General features: G+C 45.4%; 5 protein-coding genes and 2 pseudogenes. 6 read left to right on the top strand and 1 reads right to left on the bottom strand.

Annotated features, from left to right (window positions below):
- Positions 1 to 66: 66 nt before the first annotated feature.
- From PG915_RS02010 to galU, 5 genes and pseudogenes are all read left to right on the top strand, one after another.
- Positions 67 to 864, top strand: a pseudogene (locus tag PG915_RS02010) (ISAs1 family transposase); the annotation flags it as partial.
- A gap of 91 nt (positions 865 to 955) precedes the next feature.
- Positions 956 to 1,975: an IS21 family transposase gene (gene istA / locus PG915_RS02005; RefSeq protein ID WP_353497660.1), complete on the top strand. Its 1,020-nt coding sequence runs from the start codon at positions 956 to 958 to the stop codon at positions 1,973 to 1,975.
- A 74-nt stretch (positions 1,976 to 2,049) separates the two neighbouring features.
- Positions 2,050 to 2,749: pseudogene (gene istB, locus PG915_RS02000) on the top strand (IS21-like element helper ATPase IstB).
- Positions 2,750 to 2,761: 12 nt separating this feature from the next.
- Complete coding sequence (locus tag PG915_RS01995) at positions 2,762 to 3,172, top strand: ISAs1 family transposase (RefSeq protein ID WP_420884614.1); 411 nt, start codon at positions 2,762 to 2,764, stop codon at positions 3,170 to 3,172.
- A 157-nt stretch (positions 3,173 to 3,329) separates the two neighbouring features.
- Positions 3,330 to 4,232, top strand: coding sequence for a UTP--glucose-1-phosphate uridylyltransferase GalU (gene galU / locus PG915_RS01990; RefSeq protein WP_353497658.1), 903 nt, complete (start codon positions 3,330 to 3,332; stop codon positions 4,230 to 4,232).
- 90 nt (positions 4,233 to 4,322) lie between these two features.
- Here the strand turns inward: galU and PG915_RS01985 are convergent, their stop codons facing one another.
- Positions 4,323 to 9,452 carry an FG-GAP repeat protein gene (locus PG915_RS01985; RefSeq protein ID WP_353497657.1) on the bottom strand — a complete coding sequence of 1,710 codons (5,130 nt, stop codon included), beginning with the start codon at positions 9,450 to 9,452 and terminating at the stop codon, positions 4,323 to 4,325.
- Positions 9,453 to 9,815: 363 nt separating this feature from the next.
- Between PG915_RS01985 and PG915_RS01980 the strand changes: the two genes are divergently transcribed.
- A complete protein-coding gene (locus tag PG915_RS01980; RefSeq protein WP_353497656.1) occupies positions 9,816 to 17,012 on the top strand; it encodes a S8 family serine peptidase in 7,197 nt (2,398 codons plus the stop codon).
- Positions 17,013 to 17,054 lie beyond the last annotated feature (42 nt).

The following is a 17,054-nucleotide window of genomic DNA, read 5'->3' as shown; positions in this document are numbered from 1 at the left end:
TAAGATCGCCTTGTAGATCATTTCTGCTGTTTTGTAATAGCTCCTAGACAATATAGGGGCCTAAATATGAGCGAGTTAACCAATCCATTTATGCATTTCCAAATCAGTAAAGACTATCGACAAGAAAGCAAAGTAGAGCACAAATTATCAGACATTATTTTGCTGACAATTTGTGGTGTTTTGTCGGGTCACGATGGCTGGGATGGCATTATTGATTTTGGTAATGCTCGCTTAGATTTCCTCAAACGATATGGTCATTTTGAAGCTGGCATTCCTTCGGCGGATACACTGTCTCGAGTGATGGGTATGATTAATCCTGCAGCGTTGCAAAGAAGCTTCATTGCTTGGATGAAGGACTGCCATACACTGACGGATGGTGAAGTCATTGCCATCGACGGTAAAACATTACGTGGCTCTTATGATCGCTCGAAAGGCAAAGGAACGATTCACATGGTGAACGCTTTTGCGACAGAGAATGGAATGAGCATTGGTCAACAGAAGGTTGATAGTAAAAGCAATGAAATTACCGCGATCCCCAAGCTACTTGACTTGCTAGATGTAAAAGGTTGCTTGATTACGATTGATGCGATGGGCTGCCAAAAGAAAATAGCGCAGAAAATTCTCGATAAAGAAGCGGATTATTTACTAGCGGTCAAAGGCAATCAGGGAATGCTTGAGCAAGCCTTTGATGATTATTTTCGCATGGACATGCTTCAAGACTTCGACGGCAGTTCTTACAGTACTCAAGAAAAAAGTCACGGAAGAATAGAAACGAGAGTGGCTTTAGTAAATCGTGATTTGTCGGTTTTGGGTGATATTGAACATGAATGGCCTGAGTTAAAAACGATGGGCATCGTGGTGTCAGCGCCGATGTAAAAATGACCCACTAACGCCGATTTAAAATTGACCCACCTGAGGCAAACTATCCGTTCGTAAATGGACAAAGCGGCGGATTATGATCAATCAGGAGCAACTAGTGGAAATACACGTTTTACATCAACAAGGGTGCAGCATCCGCCGTATCGCCAAGGATTTGGGTATCTCAAGGAATACCGTTCGTAATTATCTTCGTGATAAAAGCAAAGCCCCCGTATATCCCGAGCGTCAGTCGCGACCAACTAAACTTCAGCCATACCATGACTACTTGCGTACTCGCATTGACGCAGCAAAACCGTATTGGATACCAGCAACTGTACTACTTCGTGAATTAAAAGCGCTTGGCTATGATGGTGGTATAACGATGCTCAAGGAGCACATCAAACAATACAAACCTAGTACGCCAGTCGACCCCGTGGTTCGATTCGAGACAAAGCCAGGTGAACAGATGCAAGTCGACTTTACTACCATCACTCATTACGGGGTGCGTGTTAAAGCCTTCGTTGCAACGCTTGGTTATAGCAGAGCGACCTTCGTTCGCTTTTGTGAGCGAGAGCGACAAGAAGACTGGGTGGAAGGTCTTGAAGAAGCGTTTGAATACTTCGGTGGCGTACCCAAAGAAGTTCTCTTCGATAATGCAAAAGCCATCATGATAGAACGAGATGCTTACGGTGAAGGTGAACACCGATGGAATCCTATGTTGCTCACTGCCGCCAAGAAGTACAACTTCAAACCAAGAGCTTGCCGCCCTTATCGCGCAAAGACCAAAGGGAAAGTAGAGCGATTTAACTCTTACTTGAAAAGTAGCTTCGTCACTCCGCTTGCAGCGACACTCAAACAACACGGACTTAAAGTCACCGTTGATGTTCTTAATGGACATATCGGCGCGTGGTTAGAAACCGTCGCTCACCAACGGTTCCACGGTACGACGGGTACAAAGCCTCAAGTTCTCTTAGATGAAGAGCGCTTTACACTTCAACCTCTCCCGTCACCGACACGGCCAATGATACCGCTAACAATGAGTGATAATGTCATGCCAGTTGAGAGCTTCCAACACCCACTCTCAACCTATGACGCGCTGTTGGAGGTACGAGTATGAACCTTCAAATGAATCGTATCGAAGCGGCCTGTGCAGCGCTGAAGTTACAAGCTATAGGTCAGGAGTGGCCAAGACTGGCAGAAGCAGCCAATAGTCGTGAGTTGAGCCTAGCCGATTACTTAGAATCACTTCTCAACGCAGAGCTTGAAGCGAGAGCTGAGCGAACAAGAGCCACGCTGACTAAGTTCGCAAGCTTCCCCATGGAAAAAATATTCGATGACTATGACTTCAAGTTCGCAACAGGCGCTCCAAGAAAACAGCTTAAGGAGCTAACAGGGTTAGCCTTCATTGAGCGAAAACGTGATATTGCTTGGCCCAAGTGGCGTTGGTAAAAGCCATCTTGCCGTGAGCCTTGGTCAAATAGCGGTTCAAAAGGGTCTAAAAACACGCTTCATCACAGCAGCAGACTTAATGCTTCAACTGTCTACAGCAAAAGCTCAAGGCAAACTTGAAAGCTACCTGAGACGAAGTGTGCTCGCTCCAAAGCTTCTTATCGTCGATGAAATTGGATATCTACCGTTCGGCAGAGAAGAAGCAAACTTGTTCTTCAACGTCATCGCTAAACGATACGAGCAAGGCAGCATTATCGTGACCAGTAACTTACCGTTCTCTCAATGGTCAAATGCGTTCGCCGACGATACGACACTGACGGCGGCATTACTGGATAGGCTTCTTCATCACTCACACATCGTACAAATCAGTGGAGAAAGCTACCGATTACGAGGAAAGAAGGCGGCTGGAACCATACCAACGGTTCTAGACAAATCTATCTGAAAGTAGAAATTAATTACGTGGGTGGGTCAGTTTTACTTCGGCGATAACGTCGATAAGTGGGTCAATTTTAAACTGGCGTTGACAGTGGCTTCAATTCGACAGGAATCGGCAGTAGCAACAGAGCAAGATGTGAGTATTCGATACTACATATGCTCTAAAGAATTAGAAGCTCAAACGTTACTTGAAGCGACGCGTTCTCACTGGGATGTAGAGGTCATGCATTGGTCGCTTGATACTGCATTTTGTGAGGACAACTCTCGTATTAGAGCAGACGATCGAGCAGAGGCTTTTGCAAGGATCAGGCAGATGTGTTTGAACCTATTAAAGAGCGAAACCACGTTTAAAGGTGGTATCAAACGTAAACGGATGAACTGCGCAATGGACGAAAACTACCTAAGTAAGGTTCTTGAAAGCCTTACGTGACGGTGATGTTCATGCGGTTTCCGTGCAGCTAACAGCTAACAGCTAACAGCTAACAGCTAACAGCTAACAGCTAACAGCTAACAGCTAACAGCTAACAGCTAACAGCTAACAGCTAACAGCTAACAGCTTAAAATTTAAAAACTAAAAGAACAACGTTATGATAAAAAAATGTTTATTCCCCGCCGCTGGCTACGGCACTCGCTTTCTACCTGCCACAAAATCCATGCCTAAAGAAATGATGCCAGTGGTCAACAAACCACTCATTGAGTATGGGGTGGAAGAGGCGATAGATGCAGGCATGGAAAGTATGTGTATTGTCACCGGTCGTGGCAAACACACCTTAATGGATCACTTTGATAAAAATTACGAATTGGAACATCAAATTGAGGGCACGAATAAAGAAGCCCTGTTGGTCGATATTCGTCGTTTGATCGATTCGGCCAACTACACCTATATCCGTCAGCGTGAGATGAAAGGCTTAGGTCACGCTATTTTGACGGGTAAAGAACTTGTTGGTGATGAACCTTTTGCTGTCGTTCTTGCCGATGATCTTTGTGTCAACCCGCAAGGTGATGGCGTGTTGCAACAAATGGTTGGCCTGTACAACCAATTCCGCTGCTCCATTGTTGCTGTACAAGAGGTACCGAAGGATCATGCTCACAAATATGGCGTGATTGCTGGCGATGCCATTCGTGATGACTTACTTCGTGTCACCGATATGGTTGAAAAACCAGCACCAGGTACGGAGCCAAGCAACTTAGCCATTATTGGCCGCTACATTTTGACACCTGATATCTTCGAGCTTATAGAAAACACTGAGCCAGGCAAAGGCGGTGAGATTCAAATCACCGACGCTCTGTTAAAACAAGCGCAGCAAGGCTGTGTCATCGCCTATAAGTTTAAAGGTGAGCGCTTTGATTGTGGTTCAGTCGAGGGCTATATCGAGGCAACGAACTACTGCTTCGACAATCTCTACCTAGCCAGCCAAAAAACAGAACTGCAACAGCAGCCAACTGAAAAAGTTGCGGCTGTTGATAAAGATGAGCTCGAACCTGCGTAGCTTGCTCTTACTGTTTTCGACAAGGCAAGCTAGGCTTGCCTTGTCGACTATCCGTTCATTTACGCATTGTAAGTTCTCTATTATTCTCCCCTACAGCGCGACATTCACGAGCATTAAAGCCAACGTTGCTGCCTCAATCACAACCAAGTTTCGCTTCTGAGTAACACCATCTTGCCAAGCGAGTGCCATATCATCCCTGCCATCACCGTTTGTATCGGTAAATTCGACCGTAAGTTGTTCTACCTCTTGCCCTAACGTCACTACGCCTAGCTCTAAGCGACTGCTTGCAGACTTAACCGATATCTCGTAGTCACCCGTGAGCCTGTTATAACCAAACAACCCAATATCACGAACTCCGTCTTGGTCATAGTCCCCCACTTGCCTTACCACTACATCATGCCAATGGTTTGGCCATGTTAGGTTAGTAATGCGCTGGTTGTCTGCACCGCTATTGATCCACACTTTATAGCGAGCATTATCACCACTGCCAGACAAACCGAATAAGCCTACCTCATTAACACCATCAAACGTCCTATCTGCAACAGAAAAGATCTGTCCATTCTCTATGGTGTTGGGCCACGTAATAGAGGCCGCTCGTCCTGCTTTTGTATCGCCGTGTTTCACAAAAAGCTGATACCGGTTGTCGTCTGTGCGTTGAGAGAAGAGCCCAATATCGTCATTACCATCACTGTTTACGTCTCCAGGACGAAACAGCGCGCCATTGGCGAGCGTTTTACTCCAGTTGTACACCTCTTGTTTAGAGCCTGACTGACCATCCAAGACAAACAGTTGCCCTTTTTCGGTTCGCTTATGGATACCAAACAGCGCTATCTCTGGCGCTCCATCGTCATTTCTGTCGCCCAAGGTCACAATATCTAACTGGTTCCAATTGTTCACCCACTTAAATGTGCGAATAGACTGTCCGGTTAAGCCATCTTTGACAAGCAATTGATTGGTCTTGTTGAGTTTGTGCTGGCCGAACAAGGCAAGTTCACTTACTCCGTCTCCGTTAAGATCCGGGAGGTTTTTTAGTTGCCCCTTAGCAACAGAAGCTGGCCAATTGAAACGTCGAACAAGGGTTAATTGATTGGTCGTGTCCAAAGCGACTAATGAGTATCGGTTTTCGGATTCGATAAAACCAAACACTCCAACTTCATCTACACCATCGCCATTCAAATCCCCAACGCTGTGTAACTCAGCCCAGAGAAGATCCATGTCTAAGGTTTTGCTTACCACGCTGTTCATGGCTGGAACCGCTAATATATCAACCTTCACTCGCGGTAAGTCATCGGATTTTAACGCGATCATTTCTGCGGCGTAGTCACCGTTGATATCTTGCCAAACCCAATATTTGATGGCGGATTGGGCGCTATCGCTTGGATCTAACGGATCTGTTCTATTGACAATTTCATCGTAGTCAGAGACGCCATCGCCATCAGTGTCTGCGAGTCGAGGGTCGGTCCCAACAACAATCTCCTCTAAGTTAGAAATACCATCCGAATCTAAATCACTGAGCGCATCATCTGGATCAAGCGGGTTTAGCCCATATTGCTGCTCTAACTGGTCATTGATGCCGTCGTTATCATCATCAACATCGGTATTGTTCCCTATTCCATCGCCATCGGTATCTGCCCATTCATTCGGATCCAGTGGAAATGGATCGTTAGCATCTATTACACCATCGTTATCATTATCGTTATCGGAGTAATTATCTATCCCGTCACCGTCTACATCCCAGTTTTCTATTACGGTTACGGCTATGTTTATCGTGCTCGTTAGCTCGCCATCGGTGACCGATAACGATAAATCATAGGTATTGTCTTTGCCAAAGTCTTGAGGATCAGCAACTACAGGTTGGTGAGTAAATTGCAGTAATCCTGCGTGATAAGTGAAATGCTCGGCATCTTTACCCGCCAAAGACACCGTTAGGTCATCACCATCAGGGTCAAAGGCGTTGAAGAGTGACGTGAGCGTATTGTGCTCTTCAAGAGTTATCGACACTGCCTGCTCTGCTGAGATTTGGCTGTCTAATCTAAATTCAGTGATCGTACCAAAGGGATCGATTGTTGAGGTATTGCCATTATCAGCAATGACAAATTGATAGTCAGCGGCCATATAAACGGAGGTTGCATCGGCATAAAACCCGGTGAGTTTATGATTTTGTACTCTAATATAATCATCCGGCGTGGTTATGGAGAGCTGCTCTCTTTGGTAGCCACCTAGGTCGGTTAAATAGAATCGATAGATCCCTTTCACATTTAAGGCTTGATGGTCGTCTTGATAAAAACCGGAGTAAATAACCCCATTGTCGATTTTTACCTGAGCGCCAAACATAGAGTCCATAGTGAAGGTTTTAAGATTATTCTCATAAAGAGTATTGGTTTGGTGATACTGGCTGTCGCTTCCTTTTTTATAAACGTACACTTTCCCGATATTGCCGCCACTGATTATCGTATTTAGGTTCCTGTCTTCTCTCAGCCCAACCACTATTACGCCTTCAGAAACATCCACATCCGACCCAAAATCACCGCGATATTCAGGGTCGTTCGGGATGAGTTTTTGCTCACTGATACGTCCATCATCCTGCATGGTATAAACATACACACTTCCCGAGTCTTCATAAACGCTGTCATCTGCGGCAGCGCTTACGACTATGGTCTGTTTATCGATGGCAACATTAAAGCCAAAACCAGCATAAGCGGTCGCTCCGCTTCCTATTAGCTTGGTTTCACTGTAGCCAGTTCCTGTGCTGTTTGGAGTATAAACATACGCGCAGCCAACTCTTTGCCCTTCAATCGCACAATAGTTGGCGCCGACAACAATCACGCCATTGTCAATATCCACAGAGCGGCCAAAAAAGTCTTCACTTCCTCCATCCGTAGCGAGAAGTTTGGTCTCGCTGTATTGCCCGCCTCCCAAGTGGTTGTATATATAGATGGCCCCTGCACTGGTGCCATTTTCAGAGTCTGAGTAGGCGCCGACGACTATGGTGCCATTGTCACTCGCTATCGAGCTTCCAAAGTCAATATCCGCGTCATCATCCCAAGCTAAGTCTGAAGGACGAAGCGTTGCAATTTTTTCATATGGCAGCACCTCGCTATCATAGACGTGTACCACGTTATAAGCAGGATCTGGTACATAGATCAATCCCGAATCTTTCGTGATCTCTCCCGTTTGAGAAAATCTGTCGTCAAAGGTCTGATGACTCAATACTTGGCGTAACGCTTGGCCGCGATTCAAGGCGTTATCTTCTACATAAGACCATACTGGTTTGTCATTAACACCACTAAATGCCTCAATATAGTCACTCACTCCATCAGAATCTGAGTCTATGGCATCGGGGGCAAGTCTATTATTGCCGTACGTACCATCTTCAAAGAAGTCCGGCACCGTATCTTTGTCGGTATCGAGATAGCTGTTTATATCCTTTTCATCCGTTCCCTGCGCTATTTCAACAAGATCGGGGACGCCATCATTATCGTCATCAAGATCTAAATTATCTTCTAGACCATCGAGATCATTGTCCGGCACCTCGTTAACGTCGATAAAAAGGTGAACGGTAGAAGACGCAGCCTGATCGGCGGAAACTACGATTGCCGACAATCGATAAGTGTTGTCACCATTGGAATCTAGCGGGTTCTCAAAGTCAGGGGAAGATTTAAACTCAATCTTGCCATTAGCATCCACCGTGAAGAAACGTGCATCTTCACCCGTTAATGTTATTGAGCCCTGTGTCTGTTTTTCATAATAGGGTTTTAGGTAGTGCGGAAGCTGCGTATTTTCACTCAATGAAAAAGAGAGGTAGTCGTTATTACTCAGTGTCTTGCCTCGGCGGTAGAGAAACACTCTTCCTGTGTACTTCGATTCACCCTCTATGTCAGATCCATCGAAGTTAATCAGCCCAAAGTCGGTGACACTCAAAGCAAGAATATCGCCACTATTATTGGTCAGTACCTTACCCTCAGATGCAGACACGTTTGCCGACCGATAGAATTGTTCTCCGCCTAATCGGAATCGACGTTCCTGTATTTTTTCCCCTTTGTCATGCGTAATCTCATGAATGTAAAGGTGGTCTCCACAGGCGTTGACCCAACAATTGTAGTAAGGCGGAAAGGTTTCTGACTCGCCTGTAGAAAGTGCAATTAATGTGTTTTCATTAGCCACGGTGAAGGCATTGCTTACTGAGATAGTAGGATTTACAAAGTCAACAAAGGCGGTGGATATAAGACTCACGGAGGGGATATTCTTGTGAGTTAATGCGACTATATCATCGATGCGTCGGTTGATCTCCGAACTCGTGACACCTGTGGAGTAAACGCTACCTTCGCGCGACTTAACATTTTCGCCATAGCGATATAGCTTATAATTTGAGAAATCTAGTTGGCCTTCAGAATCACGCTCTTCGAAGATACCATCGCTGTTTCTAGTAAAAAAATAAATATCCCCTGAGAGTCGCCCATATGTCTCTGCACCCGGTGAGCCAATCAGCAAGCCATCTTGGCTAAAAGATAAGGATGCTCCAAAGCGAAGTTTATCCTCTAACAGGTTGGGTAATATTGTCTGTTTTAGCGCATAGTGACCGCTAACATCTGCCTCGTATACAAAGACCTTCCCATGTTCGATTACAGCCTTATCTGTCTCGGTTCCGGCATAGGGAGCACCAATAGCTACCTTACTTCCTTGAATAGCCACTGAGCGCCCAAAGTCCCAACGACTCCCAAAAGACCCTGTACCTTGAAGTCGCTGCTCTCGGTAGCTGTTGTCCGCTTGCTTAGTGTAAAGGTAGACGCAACCTCCATAGTGTTTACTACCACAAGCACTGAAGACCGCAATGACATCGTCTTGGGCAGTCACATAGTAGCCAAACTTATCACCCATTTCTCCATCACTTGGCTGAAGCACAGTCTCAAGCTGGGGCTCTCCACTGCTCAGGTTGTAAATAAAGACTTGTCCCGCTTCATTTGAATCAGGGTCTCCTACCAATAGCCAATCCCCTTGAAAGGCGATATCTGAGCCAAAGGAATCACTGGTGGTGTTATCCCGTATCGGATTGTCGAGGGTGACCCAATCGTTAAATAGATAGTCGGCAGTCTCATTGCTTTTAAGCTCCCAATAAGCAGATTGCTGAGCATTAACTTGACTCGACAGCAGCGCAATGAAAGTGAAAATAAGCAGTAACACGAAATATCTATGATCAAATAAGCGTCTGCTCTTCTTCATAATGTTCTTCCTTGATGATACGACAACCCAAAATTGTTCAAAAATTATACGATCATTTTATTGCGCGACCTTGTTTTGATAACGACAATGTGACTCGGATTGCATAATCAATTAATTACTTAACAACACCCTTGCCATTCAAGCTGCAAATACCACGAAAGCAACAATTCACCCAGCAACTTAATGTGTTGTGTTAATTAATAAATCCACTGAATTCTTGACCATGGCAATATAAAAATTCCTTTCGCATCACTTTCTGCATAAGCCGAATGAGATATCCTGCCCAAAAACGTATTTTTAATTTCCAAAGCAAAATTGTCACTCCTCAATGGATTGAGAAGCTAATCTAAATAGGATATTCCAATGAAACATGCTGCTCGGCATTTTATCGCTGCCAGTGTCTTTGCTGCTTTTATTGCAGGGGCAAGTGATATCGACAGTCAGAATATTAATGCGACTGAAACCACCAGCCTTCCTAACCCCGAGGTTCTTTTAAAACAAAAAACCTTCCGTGGGCCGTATTCTAGTGATGTTCATATCAACAATATCTCGCTTGAAGAAGCAAAAGTGATCCGCTGTAAAGGTACAGGCTGTGAGCAAAATGAGCTACTAGTCAAGCTCAAGCCACAACGTCAGGTTCAAATGATGAGCCAATTTAGTGCGCAAAGTCACTCAGCACTGTCTTCGCCACTCAGTAGTAAGATTGCTGGTATTCACGTTGAGCCACTATTTGAGACACCAGTCGCGACTGTTGCCCCTATGCGAATGGCAACCCCCGCCCAGCAGCAACTCGCCAAAGCGAAAGCGCAATTACCCTTATGGCAGAAGGTGAAAGTCTCCACCAACGTCGATTATGAAGACGTGGTGAAACAATTACGCGCAGACCCAACAATTGATGTGATTGAAGAGCCGCAAGTTCGAACCGTCACCAATAACCCAAGCTTGTTAAGTCAATCTATTACAACCGCACAACAGCTGAGTGATGCAGTAAACTCAAGCGACCCAGATGTTGCTCAGCAGTGGCACCTAAATGCCACAAATACTCCGGAGGCGTGGCAGTGGCTAAAAGACAATGGTTACGACCAGCACGGTAGCCGGGATACCGTGGTTGCCGTTATTGATAGTGGTGTCGATTACAACCATGAAGATCTTGCTATCAATATGTGGGTGAATCATGGCGAAATTCCAAATGACGGCATCGACAATGATAATAACGGGATTATCGACGATGTGCATGGTGCTTCTTTTGTTGGTAGTCAGTGGGATCATAACGGCGACCCTAGTGACGACCACGGGCACGGCACTCATGTCGCTGGCATTATTGCCGCTAAAAAAGACAACCACCTTGGCGGAGTAGGCATTGCGCCTAATGTCAAAATCATGGCGGTAAAAGCAGCGCAATACAGTGGCATTTTAACCTCTACGGATATTGCAGAAGCCATTGAGTACGCAGCAGCACACGGTGCGGATGTGATTAACATGTCATTTGGTGGCCAAGGGTACTCGCAAGCGGAAGAGGACGCCCTAGCCGTGGCTTTTTCTTCTTCGGTACTGATTGCGGCAGCAGGTAATGACGGTAAGCCAAATGATCCGCTTTGTGGTATTCCCTACTCCAGAAACTATCCAGCAGCCTACCCTTGGGTGCTGGGCGTACAAGCGCAAATGCCAGCACCTGCCATAAATGGCGATAACCTCGCTCGCTTTTCTAGCTTTGACTGCATCGCAAAAGACAGTGTGGAATATGAGTTAATGGCACCGGGCGTCGATATCTACTCGACCTTACCTCAAAATGGCTACGCTGCATGGGATGGAACTTCCATGGCTGCACCGGTAGTCTCTGGTATTGCCGCTCTGCTACGAACACGCTTTAATGACAAAGCGATTCATTCCTCTCGTTTTATTATGGGACAACTTGGCGCAACAGGCCCTAAATTACAGGGCGTCACTTATGATCCTAAAAAACCACCAACTATGTCCCACTCTGCGGACGCCTTAGCAGCATTGGTCAACACCCCTAAGCCAAGCTTAAATTACCTAGAGCACTACTTATGGGATGGCGGTAACGACGTTCAAGGGTTCCAAGGTAAGGGCAACAGTAATGGTCACATTGATGCGGGTGAAACCATTGATTTAGCAGTGGTGATTCGTAACCAATGGGGACAATCTGATAATACAACTGTGACGCTATCGGCTGAGGATAATGGCGCGGTAGGGGCAGATCCGTATATTACCTGGGTGACGGATACGGTCAACTACGAGTCTGTCGGTACCTTTGGTAATGACGATAATGGCCTAATTTATGATGAAGATGGTGTGGTTACTGGTGTTAGTCAACCTTTCACCTTTAAGGTGGCTGACAACACGCCTAACAATCATATTATTAACTTTAAGGTCTACATAAACTCGCAAAACGGTCTAGACAATCAAGATACAACCAATTATCAATCTAGTTCTGTTTTCCAAATTCAGGTAAACAGGGGAATCCACCTACCTTCGATTTTAGATTCTGATGCTCCTGGCAGCGATGGCGGCTTACTTGATACCGATGGCGTTGTGGATGGTGTGATTACCTTAAGTGACCAGGCACTTTATATCATTGATAAACCGGTTCTTGTTGCCAAAGACACCACCCTAAAGCTTGGTGAAGGAGTTCACGTTCAGTTTTGGGGAAGCCAACCTGACGATACCTACGCTCAGTTTAGAAATGCGTACCTACAAGTAGAAGGCTCTTTAATTGCTGAGGGAAGTGTTGAAAATCCAGTTGTGATGGCACCTTCAGATTTGTTTCCGGATCGGATGGTTCTACTAAATGCTGATAAAAGCGAAGCAATAAAGCTTTCACATATTAAGATATCAAATAATTACACAAAACTCGAAGACTGTATGATTCACACGAGTACATTTGAGTGCCCGATCTATATTGAAGTAGATAATGCAGAGTTTGATTCCTTGTATGAAGGTGACTATTTTTATTATGAATTCCGTGACGGCAATTGGCAGCATGCATTAACGCCTAAATTTAATGGAATGACAGTGAGCACCAGCCGCTTTAAGGACTTAGGTTACATACCTGATTACATTGATGGTTTAGATAAACAAACATGGGGAAATGCCCAACTTCCCGCTATCATCAATTCGAGCTTAATTGAAAACAGTGCTATACAAAACTCATACATAGGTTACAGCTTATCTTATGGGAATTTGCCTATAGGTAGCCATAATACTTTCTTAGGAAACCTCAAAAAAACGCCTAACAATGGCAGAAAAACATCCGTTCTTTTTAGTCCTTTCAGAGAGGGATTTCAGGAGTTCAAAAATAATGCTTTTCTCAATCGCTATTGGGATCCAAAACCCGATCATTGGTTGCAGATCCATACATCTGAGAAAAACGGAGACCCAATAGAAGAAGACTGGAGTGGCAACTACTGGGGCACCACCAGCGAGTTCCTAATCGATACTGCGGTAATTGACTACAGCGATGACTTTAATCTAAACAAAGCGAAAGTCTACCCTATTCTTGAAACTGCTCCAGAATCCGCTTATCCATTTGTTGTCGATGTGCAAATGCTGGATGCAGACGGCAATGTGAAAACAGAATTCGGTCCTGAGGTGATGACATGGCGCGTCACTTTCAACCGAAACATGGATACCAACACTCAACCTAAAGCCTTCTTTGGACCCGACTACCCGTATACCGACTTTTCAGTTGCGGGAGATTGGGTTGATGCCAGAACTTGGGAAGGGCAAGCACGAGTTTCTCACGTTGCTTCCGACGGCTATCAGTACGTTCGTATTCAAGATGCAGTTGCTGCCGATAACGCTTGGCTAAAAACGGGTAAAGATTACGCTCGATTCCGCTTTGGTGTGAGTGCCAGCGGGCTAGAGGCATTAACTCTACAAGCCAATGCAGGCGAAGGTTTTGTTAATTTAAGCTGGTCTCAAGACGACTTTGAAACTTTATACGGCTACAACCTTTACCGTTCAACGGAAGAGGATGGTCAGTATCAACGTATTCACCAATCATTGATTGAAAGTGGCACTTTGGCTTACCGTGATGAGAACGTTGAACCTGGCAAAAAGTACTATTACCAATTTAAAGTCGTTTCTGCCGAAGGGGAGTCTGAAGGCTCGAACATTGCTTCTGCAACACCTATTGATACGGTTAAACCCGTGATTCAACACACCCCAATCACCGCGAGTGGGTTTGGTGCCAATATTCTGGTGCAGGCAACCGTCACAGACAATATTGCTGTCGATACCGTGACCTTGTATTACCGCACTATCGGCGACAATCAATATCAAAGTTCGGTAATGCTGAATAATCAAGGAAATAACTACCGAGCGACGATTGTTCAATCAGCCGTACAAGCGCCAGGTGTGGAATATTATATTGAAGCAAATGACGGTTATAGCAGCAGTTTTTACGGCCGTAGCGCGACACCAAATGTCATTACAGTGGTCGATAGTCCGGTTGTAAGCCTAGTGACACCAAAAGTCGGCAGTGCGAAAGGCGGCACCCTGCTGACGCTTTCTGGCTCTAATTTTAAAGAAGGGGCGAGTATTAAAGTTGGTGAGGCTATTTGCTCTTCACCTACCTTTATCAGCAGTTATGAACTTCAATGTACCACTACGGCACACATCGCGGGCACCTTTGATATTTTTGTCACCAATGCAGACGAGAAAATGGGACGACTCGCAGGGGGCTTTACTTACCTCTCTGGTGATACTTCTATCGGTATCGCTGATTTGAGCGTAACTCAAGGGCAGTTCTTTGAAGTTCCGGTGCGAGCTTCTAACGTTAACGGCCTCATCGCTTTAGATCTTGATGTCGGCTTTGACTCGTCAAAACTTAGATTTGAAGGTATAAGAAAAGGCAGCATGATTTCAGGCTGGTCTGTCAGCACCCACCAGAACAACAATACTGTTACTTTGACTGGCGCAACCTCTCAAGACAACGCTGTCGATGGTGATGGAGAGTTAGTTATTCTTGAATTTACCGTTATTGCCAAAGAAACAAGCAACTCTGAAGTAACAATCAGCGCTGCACAGCTCAATGGCGGCGCTATCGCTACCGACTCCTATAATGGTCAATTGACCATTATCGATGGCTATATGATCTCTGGTAAAACCACAACCTGGATGGGCGTGACTCTGCCAAGAGTCACGGTGGCTTTAGATGATGGCACGATTACAGCGCAATCCGCCAATTCAGGTCTTTATTCGGTTGGGCCTGTCACTGATTTGGGTCATAACATCAAAGCGATGAAGTCAGACCAACTCGGTGGTATTACCGCCTACGATGCTGCACTCATGCTCGCACATATTTCTGGTGAATCTACCTTGAGTGGCTTTGCCCTGCAGGCGGCCGACCTAAATGGGGATAATATCGTAACTGCTATGGAGGCCAGCACGGTTCTCACCTATGCAGCTGGGCTATCGAGCTTACCACTCAACACCGCAGAGGCCGTGTGGCAATTCTCTCCTGCTCAGTATAATTACGCGCAAGTTAACACGAATTTAACTGAGCAAAACTTTACTGCTTATTTATTAGGTGACCCATCCGGTAATGGTGCAAGCGATGTGGAAAGTCAGTTAATGTCGGTTGGACTGAATGCTTCGTGGTATAACCGCCGGGTGTTGCAAAATGGCCATATCGCGGTGGACTTATATTTGAACCGCGGTGCGCAAGGCATTGACGCCCAGATTAACTTTAACCCCGATCAAGCTACTCTTATTGCAGTGGAAACCACAGCATTAACGCAAGCATGGGCTACCACATTGAACACAAATGTTGCTGGCAAGGCGACCATTGCAATGGCGGGCTCTTCACCATTAGGCACAGACGGCTCCGTGTTTACTCTAATTTTTGAGCAAAACGGCGCATCTTCCTCTCCATTGGTGATGGAAAGCCTGCTGAAAAATGAAGTGCCTTTAGAAGTTCAAAATATGCTACTTACCCCAACGACCAGCGATTCCGACGGTGATGGCGTAAGTGATGTCTGGGAACTTCTTTATGGCCTGAACCCGTTTGATGCCAGTGATGCGACCATTGATTCTGATAACGATGGTCTCACTAACCTAGAGGAATACCTTCTTGGTACTAACCCGCTCTCAAGCGATACCGATGGGGACGGCATACCGGACAAATTTGAGGTTGATAACGGCTTAGACCCATTAGATGCTAATGATGCCACGCTTGATGCCGACGGTGATGGTGTGAGTAACCTTAATGAATATTTAGCGGGTACTGACCCACAGGAACCAAATGAACCCACTAAACCAATTCAGTCACATAGACTTCTTATGTTGCAAGATACCAATGGTGATGGTGGTGCAGAGATACTGGTATTAAACCAATCTAACTTACCAACACTTGAGCTATTACTAAAAGAAGCTTTGGATGGAAGCGTACTTGCAGACAAGCAACTTGAATTGGGCTTTACTTCTTCTATTCAACTAATTGACCTTAGTGATAACCACGCTAAGCAAGTCGGATTGTTTGGCTACATAGAGTCATTGAATCGTTACTCATTGGTTGTGATGAACCCGGAGAATTCACTAACGGTGGTCAAGCGCTTTAACTGGCCAGCAACAGTGAGCAACGCCGAACTGGTGGTAGTTCCAGATCTGAATAAGGACGGAGTGACAGAATACGCTATTTTTGGCCAGCACCTGCTCAATAAGACCAACCAACTTATTGTGAGAGACGGCGAGTCAAGAAAGGCCATGACGACCTATAAGTGGGTGAACAACTGGAGCAATCCACAGGTTATGGCGTTACCAGATAGAAATGGTGACTCCGTTCCTGAAATTGCCCTTTCTGGTTACCATAAGCGAGCAGACAAAAACCAAATGGTCATTTTGGATGGAGCGACGGCAAGCAAACTGGAAGTGTACAACTGGAACCCAGTTTGGATGGCTGGTGAAATCAAGATCATTCCTGATGTCAACGCTGATGGCATCGATGATATCGCTTTGTTCGCTAAACGCAAGGACGACGGCCGTTACCAACTAGCAATAAAGAAAGGTCATACTAAATCCGGAATGGCTGGAAATGTCCGATGGAGCAGCGAATTCAACTCCGATTCGGTTACAACAGTAGCGATTGCAGATAGAGATGCTAACGGCCTAAGTGAAGTTGGTCTATTTGGCTTCTCTGAGCAGAATGGACAAGAACGTTACAAACTGTTCATCAACAGTTATCAAGACAGCCAGAGGCTACAAAACCTTTCTTGGCCAAACCATTGGTATGACCCTGCCGTGGTTGAAATGAACGATGTTGATGATGATGGCACTCCAGAGATCACTCTAATTGGTATTAACAGAAATACAGAGCAACTTGAACTCTCTACTAAGTCCGGTGCAACTGGTAAGCTGTTAAGTCAAGTTAAGGTTGATACTCGTCTAGGAGATAGACAGCACATGATTATGGATGTCGATGGCGATGGTGCAAATGATATCGTCATTCAAGGTTATCACTTAGATACCGACAGCTTAGAGTACCTTGTGATTGATGGACAAAGTGGTAAAGCCTTGCAAGTTCATCACTCACTTAACTAGATCTGTAATCACTTAATAAAACGCCCTAGCACTTAACGTGCT

The organism is Vibrio sp. CB1-14, assembly GCF_040412085.2.
In the GTDB taxonomy this organism is placed as follows: domain Bacteria; phylum Pseudomonadota; class Gammaproteobacteria; order Enterobacterales; family Vibrionaceae; genus Vibrio; species Vibrio chaetopteri.
The sequence above is the reverse complement of the archived record's forward strand: the minus strand, read 5'-3'. Positions and strand labels throughout refer to the sequence as shown.

What these genes read in the sequence shown, in the direction of transcription:
- istA (WP_353497660.1), top strand. Translation starts at nt 956, where the DNA reads ATGATCAATCAGGAGCAACTAGTGGAAATACACGTTTTACATCAACAA.
- galU (WP_353497658.1), top strand. Translation starts at nt 3,330, where the DNA reads ATGATAAAAAAATGTTTATTCCCCGCCGCTGGCTACGGCACTCGCTTT.
- PG915_RS01980 (WP_353497656.1), top strand. Translation starts at nt 9,816, where the DNA reads ATGAAACATGCTGCTCGGCATTTTATCGCTGCCAGTGTCTTTGCTGCT.
- PG915_RS01985 (WP_353497657.1), bottom strand. Translation starts at nt 9,452, where the DNA reads ATGAAGAAGAGCAGACGCTTATTTGATCATAGATATTTCGTGTTACTG.